15 protein-coding genes are annotated in these 16,846 nt (G+C 50.4%); 5 read left to right on the plus strand and 10 right to left on the minus strand.

Annotated elements, in window-relative coordinates:
* Positions 1-12 precede the first annotated feature (12 nt).
* Entirely contained in the window at positions 13-1,437 is a 1,425-nt protein-coding gene (gene mltF / locus AC04MQ_RS05435; protein ID WP_475391417.1) for a membrane-bound lytic murein transglycosylase MltF, read from the minus strand.
* 231 nt (positions 1,438-1,668) lie between these two features.
* On the opposite strand from mltF, the gene AC04MQ_RS05440 reads away from it, so the two are divergent.
* Positions 1,669-2,283 carry a thymidine kinase gene (locus tag AC04MQ_RS05440; protein WP_015092421.1) on the plus strand — a complete coding sequence of 205 codons (615 nt, stop codon included), beginning with the start codon at positions 1,669-1,671 and terminating at the stop codon, positions 2,281-2,283.
* Between the two features lie 67 nt (positions 2,284-2,350).
* On the opposite strand, the gene trmFO is transcribed toward AC04MQ_RS05440, so the two are convergent.
* The gene (trmFO, locus tag AC04MQ_RS05445) at positions 2,351-3,673 is read right to left on the minus strand and encodes a methylenetetrahydrofolate--tRNA-(uracil(54)-C(5))-methyltransferase (FADH(2)-oxidizing) TrmFO (RefSeq protein ID WP_041577995.1); all 1,323 of its coding nucleotides are present in this window, start codon (positions 3,671-3,673) and stop codon (positions 2,351-2,353) included.
* Between the two features lie 23 nt (positions 3,674-3,696).
* Between trmFO and AC04MQ_RS05450 the strand changes: the two genes are divergently transcribed.
* The gene (locus tag AC04MQ_RS05450) at positions 3,697-4,092 is read left to right on the plus strand and encodes a DciA family protein (protein WP_041577994.1); all 396 of its coding nucleotides are present in this window, start codon (positions 3,697-3,699) and stop codon (positions 4,090-4,092) included.
* A 4-nt stretch (positions 4,093-4,096) separates the two neighbouring features.
* Here the strand turns inward: AC04MQ_RS05450 and AC04MQ_RS05455 are convergent, their stop codons facing one another.
* From AC04MQ_RS05455 to AC04MQ_RS05490, 8 genes are all read right to left on the minus strand, one after another.
* Positions 4,097-6,682, minus strand: coding sequence for a hypothetical protein (locus tag AC04MQ_RS05455; RefSeq protein ID WP_475391420.1), 2,586 nt, complete (start codon positions 6,680-6,682; stop codon positions 4,097-4,099).
* 12 nt (positions 6,683-6,694) lie between these two features.
* On the minus strand, positions 6,695-7,846 hold the full coding sequence (locus tag AC04MQ_RS05460) for a hypothetical protein (protein ID WP_475391422.1): 1,152 nt from the start codon (positions 7,844-7,846) through the stop codon (positions 6,695-6,697).
* 164 nt (positions 7,847-8,010) lie between these two features.
* A complete protein-coding gene (locus AC04MQ_RS05465; protein ID WP_475391424.1) occupies positions 8,011-8,844 on the minus strand; it encodes a S1 family peptidase in 834 nt (277 codons plus the stop codon).
* Between the two features lie 81 nt (positions 8,845-8,925).
* The gene (locus tag AC04MQ_RS05470; RefSeq protein ID WP_475391426.1) at positions 8,926-9,222 is read right to left on the minus strand and encodes a hypothetical protein; all 297 of its coding nucleotides are present in this window, start codon (positions 9,220-9,222) and stop codon (positions 8,926-8,928) included.
* A gap of 148 nt (positions 9,223-9,370) precedes the next feature.
* Positions 9,371-10,186: an MlaD family protein gene (locus AC04MQ_RS05475; RefSeq protein ID WP_015092414.1), complete on the minus strand. Its 816-nt coding sequence runs from the start codon at positions 10,184-10,186 to the stop codon at positions 9,371-9,373.
* Positions 10,186-10,932, minus strand: coding sequence for an ABC transporter ATP-binding protein (locus tag AC04MQ_RS05480; protein ID WP_475391428.1), 747 nt, complete (start codon positions 10,930-10,932; stop codon positions 10,186-10,188). Before AC04MQ_RS05480 ends, AC04MQ_RS05475 begins: the two co-directional genes overlap by 1 nt.
* Positions 10,929-11,717 (minus strand): MlaE family ABC transporter permease, encoded by a 789-nt coding sequence (locus tag AC04MQ_RS05485; RefSeq protein WP_041577988.1) that lies wholly within the window; start codon positions 11,715-11,717, stop codon positions 10,929-10,931. The genes AC04MQ_RS05480 and AC04MQ_RS05485 overlap by 4 nt, the downstream gene beginning before the upstream one ends.
* Entirely contained in the window at positions 11,717-12,199 is a 483-nt protein-coding gene (locus AC04MQ_RS05490) for a hypothetical protein (protein WP_475391430.1), read from the minus strand. Before AC04MQ_RS05490 ends, AC04MQ_RS05485 begins: the two co-directional genes overlap by 1 nt.
* Before the next feature lie 606 nt (positions 12,200-12,805).
* Between AC04MQ_RS05490 and AC04MQ_RS05495 the strand changes: the two genes are divergently transcribed.
* The 3 genes from AC04MQ_RS05495 to flgB are packed head-to-tail and all read left to right on the plus strand — an operon-like array spanning position 12,806 to position 16,844.
* The gene (locus tag AC04MQ_RS05495; RefSeq protein ID WP_475391432.1) at positions 12,806-15,586 is read left to right on the plus strand and encodes a tetratricopeptide repeat protein; all 2,781 of its coding nucleotides are present in this window, start codon (positions 12,806-12,808) and stop codon (positions 15,584-15,586) included.
* 8 nt (positions 15,587-15,594) lie between these two features.
* A complete protein-coding gene (locus AC04MQ_RS05500) occupies positions 15,595-16,437 on the plus strand; it encodes a sigma 54-interacting transcriptional regulator (RefSeq protein ID WP_041577987.1) in 843 nt (280 codons plus the stop codon).
* A complete protein-coding gene (gene flgB / locus AC04MQ_RS05505; protein WP_041577986.1) occupies positions 16,434-16,844 on the plus strand; it encodes a flagellar basal body rod protein FlgB in 411 nt (136 codons plus the stop codon). Before AC04MQ_RS05500 ends, flgB begins: the two co-directional genes overlap by 4 nt.
* Positions 16,845-16,846: the final 2 nt, after the last annotated feature.

Below are 16,846 nucleotides of genomic sequence, written 5' to 3' on the forward strand. Positions count from 1 at the left end.
AGGACTTCTGTTTTATCCGGCAGAATTCATCAGGTTATAGAAGGATTTCACACGTTCGACGAAGTCGACTGTTTCGTAACCGCGGGCCGGTCCGTATTCAAATTCGGCGGCGTATTCCGGATCAGCCAGCAAAGGTAAAACTTCGCGCATGTGTCTCCAGGAATAAGGATTGCGGCCCATTTTTTCGGCCAGTTTCTGAGCGTCTTTCAGGTGAGCCCAGCCGACATTGTAAGCGGCCAGTGCCAGCGCCAGGCGGTCTTTGTAGTTCAGGTGTGAAGGCACGCGGTCTATCAATGAACGCAGGTATTTGGAGCCGCCCCAGATGCTTTGCAAAGGATCGGTGCGGTCTTCAATACCCACATGCAAAGCTGTGTCGGTAGTCAACTGCATCAGACCACGCACACCGGTGAAACTGCGAGCTTCGGGATTCCAGTGGGATTCCTGATAAGCGACAGAGGCGATCAACTGCCAAGGCAGATTGTGTTCGCGACCCGCATCACGGAAGGCGTCTTTATATGTTGGCAGCGTCGTGCGGATTTTTTTGAAGAACTGAGCGATATCGCGCTTGTCCAGCTGGGTCAGGTACGTTTTGTAGCGATCCAGAATGCGCATGATTTCGTCTTCGCGGGATGCCTGCTGATACCAGTGTTGCATCAGGTGCAGAAGACTTGAGTTGTCCGGAGAAAGCTGCCAGCTCAAAGAGTACGGGGCAGTCAGGTCGGTGACCTTTTCGATCGAGGTGTGATAGCGGGCATAGAAATCACCGCTGAAGTTTTCTGCGATCACACAGTCATTTTTGCGCTGGGCAAGGCTGGCGATCAGATCCTGGGTTTTGATGCTTTCCTGAATTTCAACCTTCACCTGAGGTGAAAGCTGGGTCAGACGTTGTGACAATCCCAGGTAATTGTCTTTTTGCAGCAGCGAGATGCTTTTGCCATTCAGATCCTGGATGTTCTGGATCTGGGCCTTCTTGTGGCAGTAAAGGCTAAGATAAGTTTCTTCGTAAGCAGGGCCGGTCAGGAAGCCGGTCATATTGTGAGGAGTCCTCAAGCGGGCTGCGGCGATATCCCCTTCGCCTTTAGACAGCGCCCGCAACACCGAGTCCTCATCCGGAAGCACCACGTACTTCAGTTTAAGGTTGTAGCGGGTGGCGAAGTTTTCCAAAAGATCGTGATCGATCCCGAAAGCACCGCCGCGTTTGGGCTGACTATATATAAGAGGACTTTGCGTGGTCAGGACCACGATGTCACCTTTGGACTGAACCTGAGCCAAGCTCTCCTGTTCGTCCATAATCATGGCGTCGCAACCGTTCATGGCGACCGTGGTAAACCCAAGGCCTCCGATTAGAAAGGCCCGGGCGATTTTCTGTCTTAATCTTAAAATCGTTCCCATAGCGTGGGGCAGTGCTATCCTTTGGCGCGCCGCCAGTGCAAGCATTAAGCACCGAATTTGTGTCTTAAAATGTGAAAACTGTACGGTTTGTGCACAAAATCCCCGGCAAATTGTAAAAAAGCTCAGTCCTCGGTGGGTGTTACAGGGCGGCGTCAGAAACCCAGAGATCGCTCGTCTTTATGACGCAAGCTAGTCGAAAAAGCCCGTTTGGGGCGTTGACTCCTCTGTCAGATTCCACGATCGTTTTTGCCAATGGCCACTAAAGGGAGGGTTTTAGTGTCTGAGTTTTCTTATGTTCACACTCGTGGTTGGGTTGAGGTTGTTGTCGGCTCTATGTTCAGCGGTAAGACTGAAGAATTGATCCGTCGCCTGCGTCGTGCGGAATTCGCGCGCCTGCAAATTCAGGTTTTCAAACCTATTATAGATAAACGCTACAACGAGATGGCTGTGACCTCCCATGATCTGACGACCATTGATTCCACTCCGATTCACGATGCGGAAGAAATCTGGAACCTTTTGAAACCAAACACGAAGGTGGTGGGAATCGATGAAGGTCAGTTCTTTGGTCAAAACCTGGTGCAGATCGCCCAGGATCTGGCAGAGCGTGGTTTGCGTGTGATCATCGCGGGTCTGGATACAGACTGGCAGGGAAAACCGTTTGAGCCAATGCCGACTTTGATGGCCGTGGCCGAAAGCGTGACCAAACAGCATGCGGTGTGTGTGGTGTGTGGCTCTCCGGCGTGTCGCACGCAAAGAACTGCGGGTGGCGACGGTCAGGTTCTGGTCGGAACTCATGATGCTTACGAAGCGCGCTGCCGTCAGCACTTCAAGCCGGAAGTGGATGCTCCCACTTTGGACTGGAAGCTAAAGCGCGAAATGGAAATTTCCTAAATAAAAGGTACCTGCTTACTTTTGCAGAAGCGTTGCGCAAAGGCCCCGATAAGGGGCCTTTTGTTTTTTATGGATTCCACTGCTCCATCGCATTGCGGGCGATGGCGATCTGTTTTTCTTTGCGCAGGGTTTTGTCGCGCTCTTTTTCCGCCAGTGGTGGCAGCAAGGCAAAGTTGATATTGGTCGGCTGGAAGTGTTCAGCACGGGTTGGGTCCGTGATGGCTTCAAGCAAAGAACCAAAAGCACTTTCGCGCGGTGGAGGATTGAACGGCTGATCTTTCAGTTTCTGATTCAGGAATCTGGAAACCATCAAGCCCGTGCAGGTCGATTCAAAGTAACCTTCAACACCGGTGATCTGACCGGCAAAGAACAACCAAGGATCATTCTTGCTGGAAAGATCCTTGTTCAAACGCTTCGGTGAATTGATGAACAGATTGCGGTGAATGCTTCCCAGTTTCAGGAACTCGGCGTTTTCAAGGCCCGGGATCATGCGGAAGACACGAACCTGTTCGCCGTAAGCCATACGGGTCTGGAATCCCACCATGTTGTAAGCAGTGGCCTCTTTATTGTCCTGACGAAGCTGAACCACGGCCCATGGGTAACGGCCGGTGCGAGGATCATCCAGACCAATGGGTTTCATTGGACCAAAACGCAAAGTCTGAGGGCCACGATCCACCATCACTTCAATCGGCATGCAGCCTTCAAAAAAGTCCGTTGTTTCGAAATCTTTCGGTTCGATCTTGCGGGCTTTTTGGATTTCTTCGATGAAGCGGTTGTATTCTTCCTTGTTCATCGGGCAGTTGTAGTAATCACCAGTGCCCTTGTCATAGCGGTCGGCTTTCCACGCGATTTCCGTGTTGATAGAATCAGCGTCGATGATCGGTGCAATGGCATCGAAGAAATAAAGGAACTCGTCACCGAAATGCTGGCGCATGCTTTCCGCCAGATCATCGTGAGTCAAAGGACCTGTGGCAATCACCGCCGGACGGGGAATGTCGTTCAGGGATTTCACCACATCGGTGCGAATTTCAATATTGGGGTGATTTTTGACTTTTTCAGTCATGACGGCAGAAAAGACCTCGCGGTCCATACCCAAAGCCTGACCAGCAGGAACTTGCGCTTCAAAAGCCGCCTGCAGGATGTGAGAATTCAGCTTTTTGGCCTCCCACTTCAGTTGGCCTGGAGCGGAATGTTCACCCAGGCTGCCAAAAGAATTGGAGCACACAAGTTCTGCGAATTTGTGGGTTTTGTGCGCCGGAGTCATGGTTTTATCGCGCATCTCGTAAAGAACGACACTGTATCCCATGTCAGCTAGTTGCAGAGCGCATTCTGAGCCCGCAAGGCCTGCTCCAACGACTGTAATTTTTTGATTTTGAGTGATATTTGTCATCTTTGTGGTAGACCTTTTCTTACATGGATCCCAATCAGAAACCCAAAGGCAAATTATCTATCGGCTCGGAAGTACTACAGAGACTTTTCGAAAATGGCAAGTCGCCATTGTCCGAGCAGTTTATGCGCTGGAAACTATGGGCAAAATGGGAAGAAGTCGTGGGTCCGACCATTGCCAAAAATGCCGAACCAGTCGGTTTTCAGAGGGGTGTTCTGTACGTTTGGGTGCGAAACTCGTCCTGGATGCAGCAGATGATCTTTATGAAAGATCCCATCCGCGACACCATCAATCAGAAGTTTGAAAACAACTTTGTAAAATATATCAAGTTCACCCTGGATCGCCGCGAGGTTCCGACGGAGGACACCTCCACTTTCAAAGAGATGATCCAAAAAATCGCACCAGAATCCGACGACGAATAAGCGTTTATTTGAGGTTTTTAAGGGCGGCCAGCCATGGGTTCATCAGCTTTTCCAGCTGAGTGCGGCTTTCTTGTGGCAGGTGCGGTTTCAGTTCGCTCAGTGCCAGCAGCGTATTCACGCGTTCTGGCAAAGTCAGCTTGCTACCGTCGCTGTTGATGTAGAATTCTTCTTTGGCGTTGAACATCTGGCGGTTCATTGCATAGTAAATTTCCTGGGCGGACCACAGATAAGAATCAATCTTCGTGATCTGCCAGGCCTTCAGCAGTGCCCGAATCGCCAGGGCCTGTTGTTCGACGCGATAGTCTTTCGTCACTGCCAGCGTGCGCTCGTTCAAATTCATTTTGGTCACAGCCAGTTTGTCGGCGGTAATCAACTGATTGGAAATGAAATTGGAAATAGCCAGGATCAAAAGACGCATGTCTTTTCTGCCGGCATTCAGAATCTCCAGTGGAGATTCGCCGTTAGCGTCCTTTTCCAGCAGGATCGAAGACTTGGTGTTTTCAACCCCTTCTGTCGAATCCAGAAATTCGCTGAGCGCCAGCAGGAAGTTTGTGGTGTCGCGGGTGCTGACAGTGTGAGTGCGTTCGCCTTTTTTGATGTCGACGATACCGGCCATCACGGCAGTCTCATTAGTTGTTCCATAGCTGTCAGCCCAAAGCAGATTGTTGTTCAGGCTGAGCATGAACACCGGTGTCGCCTTTTTTGTGATGTCCTGAAGCAGGACAGCGGCATTCCCCAGGTTCAGCGCAAAAAGCATGTCTTTCGGGAACAGCGGCTGTTGCAGGTCCTCGTGTTGAGCATCCTGAGTCAGATCCTGCGCCTTGATCGGGCCAAGCTGTTCATCATAAGCAGTTTTTTTCCAGTCCGCTGTCAGTCGCATCATGCGGCTTAGACCGCGGATCTGAGAAGCGAAGGCCGCTGCCGAGAAGTCCTTTTCATAAGCCATCTCGTGATCTGCATGATAGGCGTCCCGCAATTTGATCACATCAGGAACACGGAAGGACAGCCCCGGATCTTTGGAGGCATCAAAGTTCATAATATCCAAAAGCGTGCCTTCATGACTGACCGGTGCCAGCAATGCCGGGACCAGGTTGTTGTCGGCATCACGATAGCCGGCGATGGCCACCAGTTTGTTCACTTGCGCCAGCATCGTGGCGAAGGCTCGGGGATCATCCGCAGGGGTTTCTTCCAGCAAAAGAACATTGGCCGACATCGCAGGGCCGATCGCATCGGCGCGCAACAGAGACGAAGCCGCCGCAGGCTTCAGGTTCAGGGATTTACTGGTGGAAGCTTCAAACAACACCTGTCCGCTTTCAAAGCCCGGCAAAATTCCGTCGGTTGCCGGCAGGACTTTCTTTTGCCAAACCTTAAACAGGCTTCGCACGTAGTTTTGATAGCCGTCACGCACGCGTGTGATCGCTGCGGCTTTGTCGGTCAGACCCACGTCGATGTTATCGGCGAAAGTCTGCGGCATTGTTTTTACGAAGTCCGCAGCAAAGGCCTCAATGGACGTCACCACATACTGGCGGGTGGCGTTGTTTAAATCCTTCTGCAAAGTCTCAACACCGAATTTTTTAATCTTCGGCAGGATGAAGATCTTTTTGGTGATGCCGTCAATGATACCGCCATTGCAGCCTTCGGTGGCCAGGCAAATCAATTCATCTTCATTCTGCTTGGACAGGAAATCGTGCAGAGTTTCATTCACCGGCTTGAAATTCTGTTCACGCTCTGCCGGGGTCAGCATGCGCCAGACGTCGACGATCACCGTTAATGCGCTTTGAGCATCAGACATACGATCCAGGCCCACGGCCAGTTTGCGTCCCTGAAGCATGCTGGTTTGAAGGTCCGGAGTCAGCTCGACTTCAAATTGCTTCACGGCGCCATCAATCAAAAGCAAAGTTTCTGACAGGGTTTTGGTGGCCGCCAGTTTTGCCAGCAGTGTGCGCACTTCCGCAAACAGCGGAGTCGTTTTTTTCTGGAATTCCTCTGTCAGACCACTTTCAATCACCGGGATCAGACCCATATTCGGGATTTCAGCCAGCACCATGCCAGTGAAAATCTCGGCCCGGGAAAGAATCTCGTCCAGATTTTTTATCGGAACCTGTGGCAGGCCCGGCCCCAGGGCTTCGATGTGTCTGCGGATCACGGGGCGTGATTTTTCGATGTCGGCCAGAACTTCAGTCAAAGTGCCGCGCACTTGTTCCTGAGTTTGTCCGGTAGCCAGGGCCGCAAACGGGGAATCAGCCAGTTCCGTCGTTAGCGTGGACTGCGGGGTGCTGTAGTACTGGCGAATCCAGGACAGGCTGGTTTCTTTCAGTGTCGGGTGTTCGGTCAAAGTGCCCAGTTGATGCAGGGATTCAGCGATTTCAAAGAATCTTGCACTGCCGATAGTGCCGGCCCAGTACAAGGACGGTGTGTCCTTGCCAAATTGACGAACGCGCAGATTCAGAGGGGTGTCTTTGGACTGAGGACCGAAAGAGGTTTGAGGTTTTTCAAAGACACGTTCTTCCACTTTCGGCGCGCACGCAGAAAGAGCCAGCGTCAGAGGCAGGGCCGAAGACATCAGAATGTGCAAAGACTTTCTTAACATGGGCCCTCCTTTCTAGAAGAACATCATCAGATTCATTTCCTGCGCCAGTTGGCGTTCGATGTTCACGCCCGCAAAAACGTCAGAGATCTGATAGCTGATCATCATGGGAATCAAAGCGGTTTTTTTAAAGTAAGAATTTACCGTGCTGTAAGTCAGTTCGGCTTTCACGCGGTGAGCGGTCGAGGCAGAATTCAAGGCCAGCAGGTCATAGCGGGTGTCGCGATCCCCGCGATAGATGTCTTTTTCTTTGGTGGAATAGTCGTAGCCAGCCCCCAGAGTCCAGCTGTCGCTGAATTCGTAAAAGGCATTTCCGCCGACAGTGGCGATGTTACCCAGAGTGCGGGTCACATCTTCTTTGGTGTTGGCATCAGGCAGAGTGTCGTCTTCATCGGTAGGAACACGGGCCGTGATATTATCCGGGATGTTCACCAGATAAGACACGTAAGGCACCAGATAAGCACCGGCAAAGATCTTGTGGGAATAGACGAAAGAGTTCGTGATATTCGTGCGCCCGAAAACATTCAAGGCGGCCAGATCGTCGGTGTCGTATTTAGGACCGGTCGGCAGATTCAACTGGGCCTGGTGGGCCATGGTGATGTCGCCCTTTTCATAGAACTTATAAATGCTCACCACGTTTACATCGCCGATGAAGCTTTCGTCGCGGTTCGCAAGGGGTTTGTAACCCTTCGCCGTCAAAGTTTCATTGGTGGCTTTGCTCAAGTCAGTATTTAAAGCCGCATCCAGTTCCGGATTCAGACCCGAGAACTGCTGGCGATAGTATTCGATATTGGAAAATTCCTGAGACAGAGAAATTTTGTTGGTATAAGACACCACCGGTACGCCGAATCCGATTGTCCAGTTCTTGGTGATGCCACGGGCAAAGACCGGGGCATAGTATTGAACCTTCGGCATGGTGTCCACGCGCAGGACGCCCAGATTGAAAGCATCACCCAGATTGTGTCCGCCAAAACGGTTTAATGCATCGATCAGGCGTTTGGCGTCGGAATTGAACTTTGCCAGGGATTTGGCGTCGAAGACCACGGACTTGTAGTCGCCAAGATTCATCAGGCTGCCACTTTCGGTGTATTTCTGGCTGATGCCGTCGATCATCCCGAAACGCAGGGAAGGGCTGTTAATGCCTTCAGGCAGCGTGCTTGTTCCCATAAGCGAACCATAGGCGCAAATTGAGCCTAAAATTCCGCAAAATGTTACAAGTAACGCCCGAATATTCACAGCATTTCCTTCTAAAGCATTTAGATTGTATTTAAAAGTTTCTTTTAAAACTTACTAACTAAAACCTGAAATTCTCATGCCACTCACGCTGCGGATTACTCTTGTGAAAGAATCTTGGAGTTCGTCTCGATCCAGTCCATGTGGAACTGAACGTTCATGTACTCGCCCTGCAAGATGCACAAGTTCCATTCTTCCTTTGGCAGTTTGTCATCAAAGAAAGTTTTTGAAGCCACACCGACCACCATCGTGTCGTTGCCGATCGTGGTGATCGCCGGGCCGCCGGAATCCCCTTGGCAGAAGCCTTTACCCTGGGATTGATCGACGATGAAGGCCGGCTCTGTCGGACTGTATTTGGCGATGTTCAGATCAGCGGTTCTAAGAATGCCAACGTTGCCCGGGAAGGACGGACGACCATCCATACGGCCAAAGCCAGCGGCTTTGATGCTGTTTAAGCCCAGATCCACGTCTTTGGCAGGCAGTTTCATGATTTCGATGTTTTCAGGCAGGGCGGTTTCAAGCAGCACCAGCGCCAGATCGTACTTTTTGTTTCCATTTTCGTATTCAGGATGAACGATGAATTTGGAGGCTTTGAAATAAGTGGCCTCGCCATCTTCGTTTTTCACTTCAATGCGGTGTAAAGCATCTTCCCGTTTGGAAATACAGTGGCCCGCCGTCAGGATCAGACGTGGAGAAATGGCACTGGCCGTGCACTGAGAGACCTTGTAGCGGGTGGTAGTGCCGCGCTCGTCCTCGGTGGTTTGCGGGTCATACAACACGCGGAAATTCAGGGCTTGCTTTGCCGTGGCTTCAGTCACAGCGACGTCGGTCCCGCCGACAATGCCGTCAAAGTTGGAATTATCCAGAGCGTCTTTTGAGATCTGGCCCTGGCAGGCGGTCATTATGAGTGATAATACGATCAACTTTCTCATGCCGGGTTTGGCTTGCAAAAATGCAACTCAGCTCATCTGCATCCCAAGGGGTTTTCGGCTGTCAAAAAGTTGGATAGTGCCCTAAAAAGACCACGAAATTTGGGCCGCGGCACCTAAAGCCTCGGTCTGCATCAGGCTGGACACCTGCAACGTGGCGGCAGTGGCCGGGATCTTTTCAGACCAGCTGACCTTCATTTCGCGGATGTCACCGGTGGTGTCTTCGTTGTCGGTGTAGATGACTTCGGAACTGAGGCGATTTTCACCCAGTCCTTCCATCGGAAGTTTCAGGCGGTGCTCAGAGGCTTGCGCCGTTCCAGCCAGAATAAGAAGTAAAGTGACGCCAATTGAAAAAGCTTCGAGTAGTTTTGAATTTTCCATGAATCTAAAATTAAAGATCTTTGAAACGATTCTCCACTCGGGTTTCCAGGATTTCTGGACCAAGTGGAGGAAGCTTGCAGAATTAAAACGGTACTAAACCGAAAAGACCAGCAGAAAGCTAGTCGTTGAAGTGGACTAGCTGAAAGGGCTAGTCTTTGGTTTCTTTTTCGATGGAAGTGCGAAGCAGGGACTCGACGTGGTTCTTGCGGTTTGAGCCACCCAGCATGTTTTTAAGACGATTGTGAATAGAGGGATCATTGATCAGCGCGCCCAGACTGCCTTCGCCGCGGTCGATCTTGGACAGGATGGAATCCAGCTTCTCGATGGATTTACCCAGTTTTTCGCCGCCACCGTGGGAATTCATCTGTGCCACGAATTTCTGACTGTCTTTGCTGGTCTGGGAAAAATTCGTGCTGGCGGTTTCAAGATTCGCCATGATTTTACCCATGCGGTTTTCCACGTTCATCGCGTGTGTGATTTTGTAAAGCTCGTTGATGATATCAAATATTCTGTTGGTTTCGTTGCCACGTTCCGAAACGATTCCCAAAAAGTCTGTGGGTTTTGCGACTTCCATAATGTCGCCTTCTTTCAGGCTTTCGGCGCGCGGGTCGCCCGGGATGATAAAGACGAACTTGTCGCCCAAGGCCCCTTGAGTGCGGATTTCAACTTGAGAACCCTGACGGATGCGGTCGATGTAGTCCTCGTTGATTTTCATCTTTACGTCCAAAGAATTTTTCTCTGGCAGGAAGGTGATGGTTTCCACGTTACCCACGGTCACACCGGACAGGGAAACAACGCTGCCTACAGCCAATCCCTGAACCTGATCAAAGTGAGCATGCACACGCACATAGCTTGTGAATAATGCCTTGTCCGCGCCGAGCATAAAGATGGTGGCCAGAATCAGGAAGATCCCGATGGTCAAAAAGATTCCGACTTTGATTTGGGTGCCGAAGTGAGATTCCATTAAGCACTTTCTCCGTTGATGAACTGGCTCATAACCCCAGCGGGTTCCTGTTTAAGTTTTTCAATTGTATACTGCTCGCCGATTTTTCCATTCAGCAGCAGGGCAACCTTGTCGCAGACGGCATAGACCGTCGGCATATCATGGGTCACCAGAATCGAGGTCACACCCTTGGCCTTCAGGCTTAAGATGGATTCCTGGATGCGTTTGGTGTTGTAGGGATCAAGGCCTGCGGTCGGTTCATCGTACAAAACGACTTCCGGATGCATCATCATCGCACGGGCCAGGCCCACACGTTTTTGCATACCGCCGGAAAGATTTCCGGGCAGCAGGTTTTCAGAACCCGGCAGGCCAAACTCCTGCAGGGTTTCGGTGATCTGACGGGAAATTTCGGCTTCGCTAAAGCTGAAATGTTCGCGCAAAGGATAAGCCAGGTTTTCGTACACTGACATCGAGTCAAACAAAGCGCCGCCCTGAAAGGCATAGGCGACTTTCTTGCGGATTTCGATCAGGGCATTTTCTTTCATCGGGGTGATATCGACACCGTCAATCAGGATTTTGCCGCTGTCGGGCTTTTCAAGTCCCACCAGACTGCGCAACAGAACGCTTTTTCCGGTTCCGGAGCCGCCGATCAGGCCCAGACATTCGCCTTTACGCACGTAAAAGTTCACACCCTGATGAACTTTCTTGTTGCCGAAGGATTTGTGGAAATCAACGACTTCGATGAAGCCTTGTTTGCTGTCACTCATATCATTTTCTCCACAATCCAGAACAGTTTCGAAAGGAAGAAGTCTCCAACCACGATCAGGATCGAGGACACCACGACTGCTTTGGTGGTGGCAATGCCGACTTCTTTGGTGCCGGCTTTCACATTCAGACCAAAATAGCAGGACGGAATCGCAATGAAGATGGCAAAGAAGAAGGTCTTCGCAAATCCAGACAGATAATCCTGGATGTTCGAGGTCGTCATCACTTTCAGGTAATAGAAATTGGGATCCAGATTCAATTCGGTCGCACCGATGATCAAGCCCCCAAGATTTCCGACGATGTTGGCGATAGACACCAGAATCGGCAGGGTGATCAGGCAGGCCAGAACACGGGGGATAACGATTTTTTTGATCGGGGATGTGCCCAGGGCACGAATCGCATCAATCTGCTGGGTGACGACCATACTGCCGATCTCGCTGGCAATACCCGCACCCACACGCGCTGCCAGCATCAGACTTGTGAACACCGGCCCCATTTCACGCAGGATGGTCACCGCCAGCAGTTTCGGCACATAAAGTTTACCACCGAACTTTTCCAGGCCCATACCAAACTGCAGGGACATCACCATGCCGATACTGACGGCCGTGATCACGATCAAGGGCAAGGAACGCATGCCAATCTGATAGATTTGTTCAGAGATAAGTTTGTAATAGATCTTTCCGCGAAAGGTTTCACGGAAGACGTCACGACTCAACAGCCCCACTCCACCAATAAAGTGAAGGACTTCCATCATAAAGACTGTGAAGGGCAGGGCGAGGTTATTCATCACGGAGCCTTAAACTGAGCCTTAAAGTCTTCAAAGTGTTTTTGTTCAGCCGCAAACTGCTTCTGAACGCCACCATAACTCAAAGTATAGTTGCAGTTATTTTTCTTAAACACCAAAAGAGAAAGCTGCACCGGAATGCCATCCACCGTGCCCGCAGCCACGGATTGACGAGCCTCGCGACCGTTGAACATCAAAGTATCAGATTTAACATCCAAATTAGAAAGCGCCGCCAAAGACTCTGTTTCCATTTGCTGAAGCGAAGGATCCGACCCACCACAATCAGAAACAAAGGAAATTGTATTTCCGGTGGATGAACTCAACCAGGCTTTGTCGGAATTGGCAGCATCAATAGATTTAAAAGGCGCGGCAGGCGAAGAAAACTCCACACCCTTGGCAGGCACAGATTTCCGCCCCGGCAAATTCACCGACACACAACCAACAAAAAGAGCACTCAAGATGCAAACAACAAAGATGTTCTTCATAGCACCCATCCATCGGAATAAATTGAGGAAAAATCCAGAGTCTGTACGGCGAAACAGTGCCTCGGTCTAGGGGGAGTGGGGAGAGCGGTGGCGCCCCATCCCCTTCGAACACATCCTCGCGGACGCGATCCCTGCGGGATCTGCTGCTGCGGAACTTGGGGCTGGGCCACCACCGCCCTCCCCACTCCCCCTAGACCAAGCTGTATCACCTTTCAAACTCCGAACTTCCCCACTGCTTCTAGCGCCCCACCGAGAGCTCTCGTTAGCGCGTAGAAAAAGTTCAGAGAACACGCATTCGCGTGCACCCCAGATACCGCCAAAATTTGCCGGCACACCAGGCGCTTGGCAGGGGGCTTAGGCAAGCCAGACGCGAGTTCCGCAGCAGCACGTCCCAACGGGACGGCGTCCGCGAGGACTGTTTGAAGCGGCTGGATTGCCTAAGCCCCCTGCCAAGGGCCGGGTCGTCAGCCGTCAGCGTTTTGGCGGGGGTGTTGGAAATTCTATGAAACTTTTTGCCCATCTGGAAATTATTTGCCAATGGACCTTTGAAAGAGGTGGCACCGTATGTGCAATAGCAGAACGAAGGGAAGAGAAGGGGTTCAAGGAGTGAACACTTTACGCAATTTGATCGTGGCAGGATGCCTGTTCTTTGGTCTAGCTTCAGCGCAAGCGGCGAAGGTCAATGGAATCATTAATTTTCAGGGCGACACTGTTCACATGGAACTGTCGGGTCAGCAAAATTGGGATTACGACGTCAAACGCCTTGATAAAAAAGGTCAGGTTGTCGTTGAAATGACCGTGCCTGCGTTGGATGAATCCACGATTGGTTCTCTTTCCTCCTTTAAAAGTGATTTCGTGACAGCTGTTGCCGTGGATCGCAAGGGTCCGGATGGCAAGAACGTGATTCAGTTCACCCTTTCTGGTGAAGACATCGAGACATTTGATTACCTGACGGATCAGCCTTCTCGCCTGATCATGGATTTCTATTTGAATCCATCGGCGAAACCGAAAAAAGACAGCAAAGCGGTTGCTAAAAAAGACACACAGATTCCGACCGAGCTGCCAGCTAAAGACGTGAAACCTGTAGCGAAAGCTAAAACTGATAAGAACCGCAAGCCAGCAGCTGATACTTTGGCGATTGCGGATCAGGGTGTGGGTTTTGCCGCTAATGATTCTGTGAAATCCGGTATCTTCGACGGTGGTGACCCGGAATATTCCCGCTTCTCTGTTAAAGACTATGAGATCAAAGAAGAGGCGATGATTCGCGCCAAGGATAACTATTATATCCCATTCCCGATGCTGGAAACTCCAGTTAGTTACTGGGAGAAAATGAAGATCACTCCGGCGATCTATCAGATTTCCCCGCAGTCCACGGAAGAAAACAAACAGGCTCGTTTGCTTTTGACGCTTTTTGAAAAGCAGCGCTATGGCGTTTATCTGAAAACTCAAGCCTGGTTCAAAGACAAATATCCAAAATCTGAATACAACGAAGTCATTGATTTCATGACCGCCGATGTTCACCTGGCTCTGTGGCAGGAAGAAGGCCGCATGAAAGATTATGACGAGGCGATGCAGAAATATAAGGAAGCCGTCGCAAAGTATCCGCGTTCTGCTCTGGCGGAAAGAACGTCAGTTAAGACGGGCTTCCTGGCTTTGGAAAAAGGCGATGCGTTGAATTCCCTGCGCCTGTTCCAGGAACACATCGACAATAAAAATTTCTCCGGAAAAGAATCTGTATCAAAGGATCTGGCGCGTTTGGGCATGGGTTTGGCTTTCATGAAGCTGAACAAATGGACGGATGCGATTGCCCAGTTTGATCAGGTTGAAAAAGAAGCGACCAATCGCGATCTGAAAGTGGAAGCGGCTTACCGTCGTGGTGATGTCTGGGTTCGCGGCAAGAACTATGCAAAAGCCGTTGATGAATATCAGAAAGCTTTGAAGAAATATCCGGAAGGGCAGGGCTCTTACCCGAATGCGTTCTTCAATCAGGCGGAATCTTTGTTCATGATGAACAAGTACCCGCAAAGTCTGGACACCTATCGTGAATTCGTGAAGAAATTCCCAAGCAGCAACCATTCGGCATTTGCGATGACTCGTATGGGTGAATTGCTTGAAATCTTCGGTGCTGACAAGTCCCGCGTGATGGGGGCTTACCTTGAAACTTACTTCCGTTATGGTGAAACTCCGAATGCGGTGATTGCACGTTTGCGTCTGTTGAGTGCGCGCATGAAGGGCATGAAACCGAAAGAAGTAAATCACGCAGTTGAAGAAATCATGTCTTTGGCTAAAAAGATTGATCTTCCGAATATCGAGCAGTTTGCAACTGTGATGGTGGCGGATGGTTACACTCACCGTGGTGAACACCAAAAAGCGGTGGACCTGCTTTCCAAATACTATAAAGAACATCCCACTTCTGTGGACGTTCCATTGCTGACCAACCGTATTATTTCCAACATCAATGACAAGCTGGAATCCGAAGTCAATGAAGGCAACTTCATCAAGGCTTTGAAAACCCACAGTCAATATGCTGACAACTGGCTGAAAAATTCCAAACGTCTGGATACCAAATACAATGTCGGTCGTGCGTTTGAAATGGCCGGGGTTCCGGTTGAAGCGGAAAGATACTACAAAGACGTTTTGAACCGTATTTATGCAATTCGTGGCACAGCGGAAGCCAAAGAAATCCAGGTGAAAGAGCAGATTCCTTCCGAGGACGAGCTGAACCTGCGTCTTTCCAATGTGTTCACTCAAGAGCAAAAATACAATCAGGCGTATGACTATCTGAAAAACATCAAAACGCCGGAAAAAATGGACGAACAATCCCAGATCGAACGCGTGAACATCGCGGTTCGTCTGCTGGAAAAACGCGGGGACAATGATTCCGCGGTTCGTTATCTGGGCGAATTGCTGCGCACCTGGAAAGGTCAGCCACAGCTGGTGGCGGAACCTTATCTGAAACTTGCCGAACTTCAGGTGAAACAAAGCAAGCCGGATGAGGCCATCCAGTCTTTGGAAATGATCGACAAATTGCAAAGTGATTCCGGCAAGATTTCCCCGGTGATCCACGCCAAGGCGCTGGAAATGATGGGCGATATCTATCTGAATAAAAAGCAGCAGGATCTGGCGACAGGTTCCTATGAAAAGCTGCTGGAAAAATACGAAGACAATCGTCCGCTTTCCTCCATCCGTTACAAACTGGGTCAGATCTACTTCAAAGCAGGTGAGATCCAGAAAGCGGCCGAGGTCTGGAATGACTTCAAAGGTGACAAGAGCGGGTTCTGGAAGAATCTGGCTCAGGAGCAGTTGAAGAATTCAGAATGGCGTGACGGTTACAAGAAATATATCAAAAGAATTCCAGCTATGTCTGAGAACGAGCAAGGCCAATAGGAGTTTGGATGTCGTACTTTGATTTTGATGCTCTACACATCGAAGATAGAAGAATGCACGAAGTGAAACAGCTCAGTTTGCAGCTGGCTTCAACGCAGGCAAGTTTGCTTCTGGTGGGTGAAGCCGGTGTGGGTAAAACAAGTCTGGCTCGTTACATTTACACAAAAAGCCGTTCAGCACGCCTGTACTGCCTGGATTGCAAAAATGCCGGTGGTTTTGATTTCTCCCGCGTGGATGGCGGCACTTTACTGATTGAAGATCTGGATTGCGCTTCCGTGGCATTGCAAAATGACCTGATGAAGCTGGTGGAAAGAACCGATGGGACTCGTCCTCGCTTTATTTCCACCTCCCGTCGTGATTTGCGCGCTTTGGTGAAGCAGGAACAATTCCGTCAGGATTTGTTTTATAAGCTGGCGGTAGTTCATCTGGAGCTGCCGCGTCTGGAAGACCGTCGTCAGGATTTCCAGAACATTGTGAACTTTATTCTGGAAGTATCCCAGATCATGCATGGCAAGTCTGGCTTGCGTTTGACGGCGGAAGGTTTCGACCGCCTGAACACGTGGAACTGGCCGGGCAACATCCGTGAACTTGAAAATGTGCTGGAAAGAGCCGTGGTTCTTGCAAAATCTTCACTGATCGGGCCTGAATCCATTCAGTTTGAGGCTGTGGTCGAGGATATGGATCTGGATTTTGCCCCGGGCATGTCCCTTTCTGAGGTCGAGAAGCGTCTAATTATTCAGACCCTGGAGCTGACCGCCCAGAACCGCACCCGTGCGGCGCAAATGCTTGGAATCAGTATTCGTACATTGAGAAACAAACTTAATGAATACAAGGAAGCAGGTGTTTTATGAGTAATATCTTCGATAAAACAACCAACGCGCTGGCGACCTCACTAAGCATGAGGCAGCTCCGTCACAATGTGACATCCTCGAATATCGCCAATGCCGAGACTCCGGGTTACCACGCCAAGAAAATGGATTTCGAAGGTGCTTTGCAAAGAGCCCTGGATCTGGACGGCGCAAATTCATTGAGCACAAGCAATCCCGAACACTTCGCGGTGGGCGGAATCTCGGTCAATAAAACACGCCCGGATATTTACGATGATCCGGAAGGGGCTGTGAACAACGACGGAAACACCGTCGATGTGGAAAAAGAAATGTCGGCGTTGTCAGAGAACGCGATCATGTACAAAGCGGCTTTGCAATTGATCAACAAGAAAATGGCGGCACTGAAATATGCCGCGACCGAAGGGCGGTAATA

Source organism: Bdellovibrio sp. MYbb2, assembly GCF_056175685.1.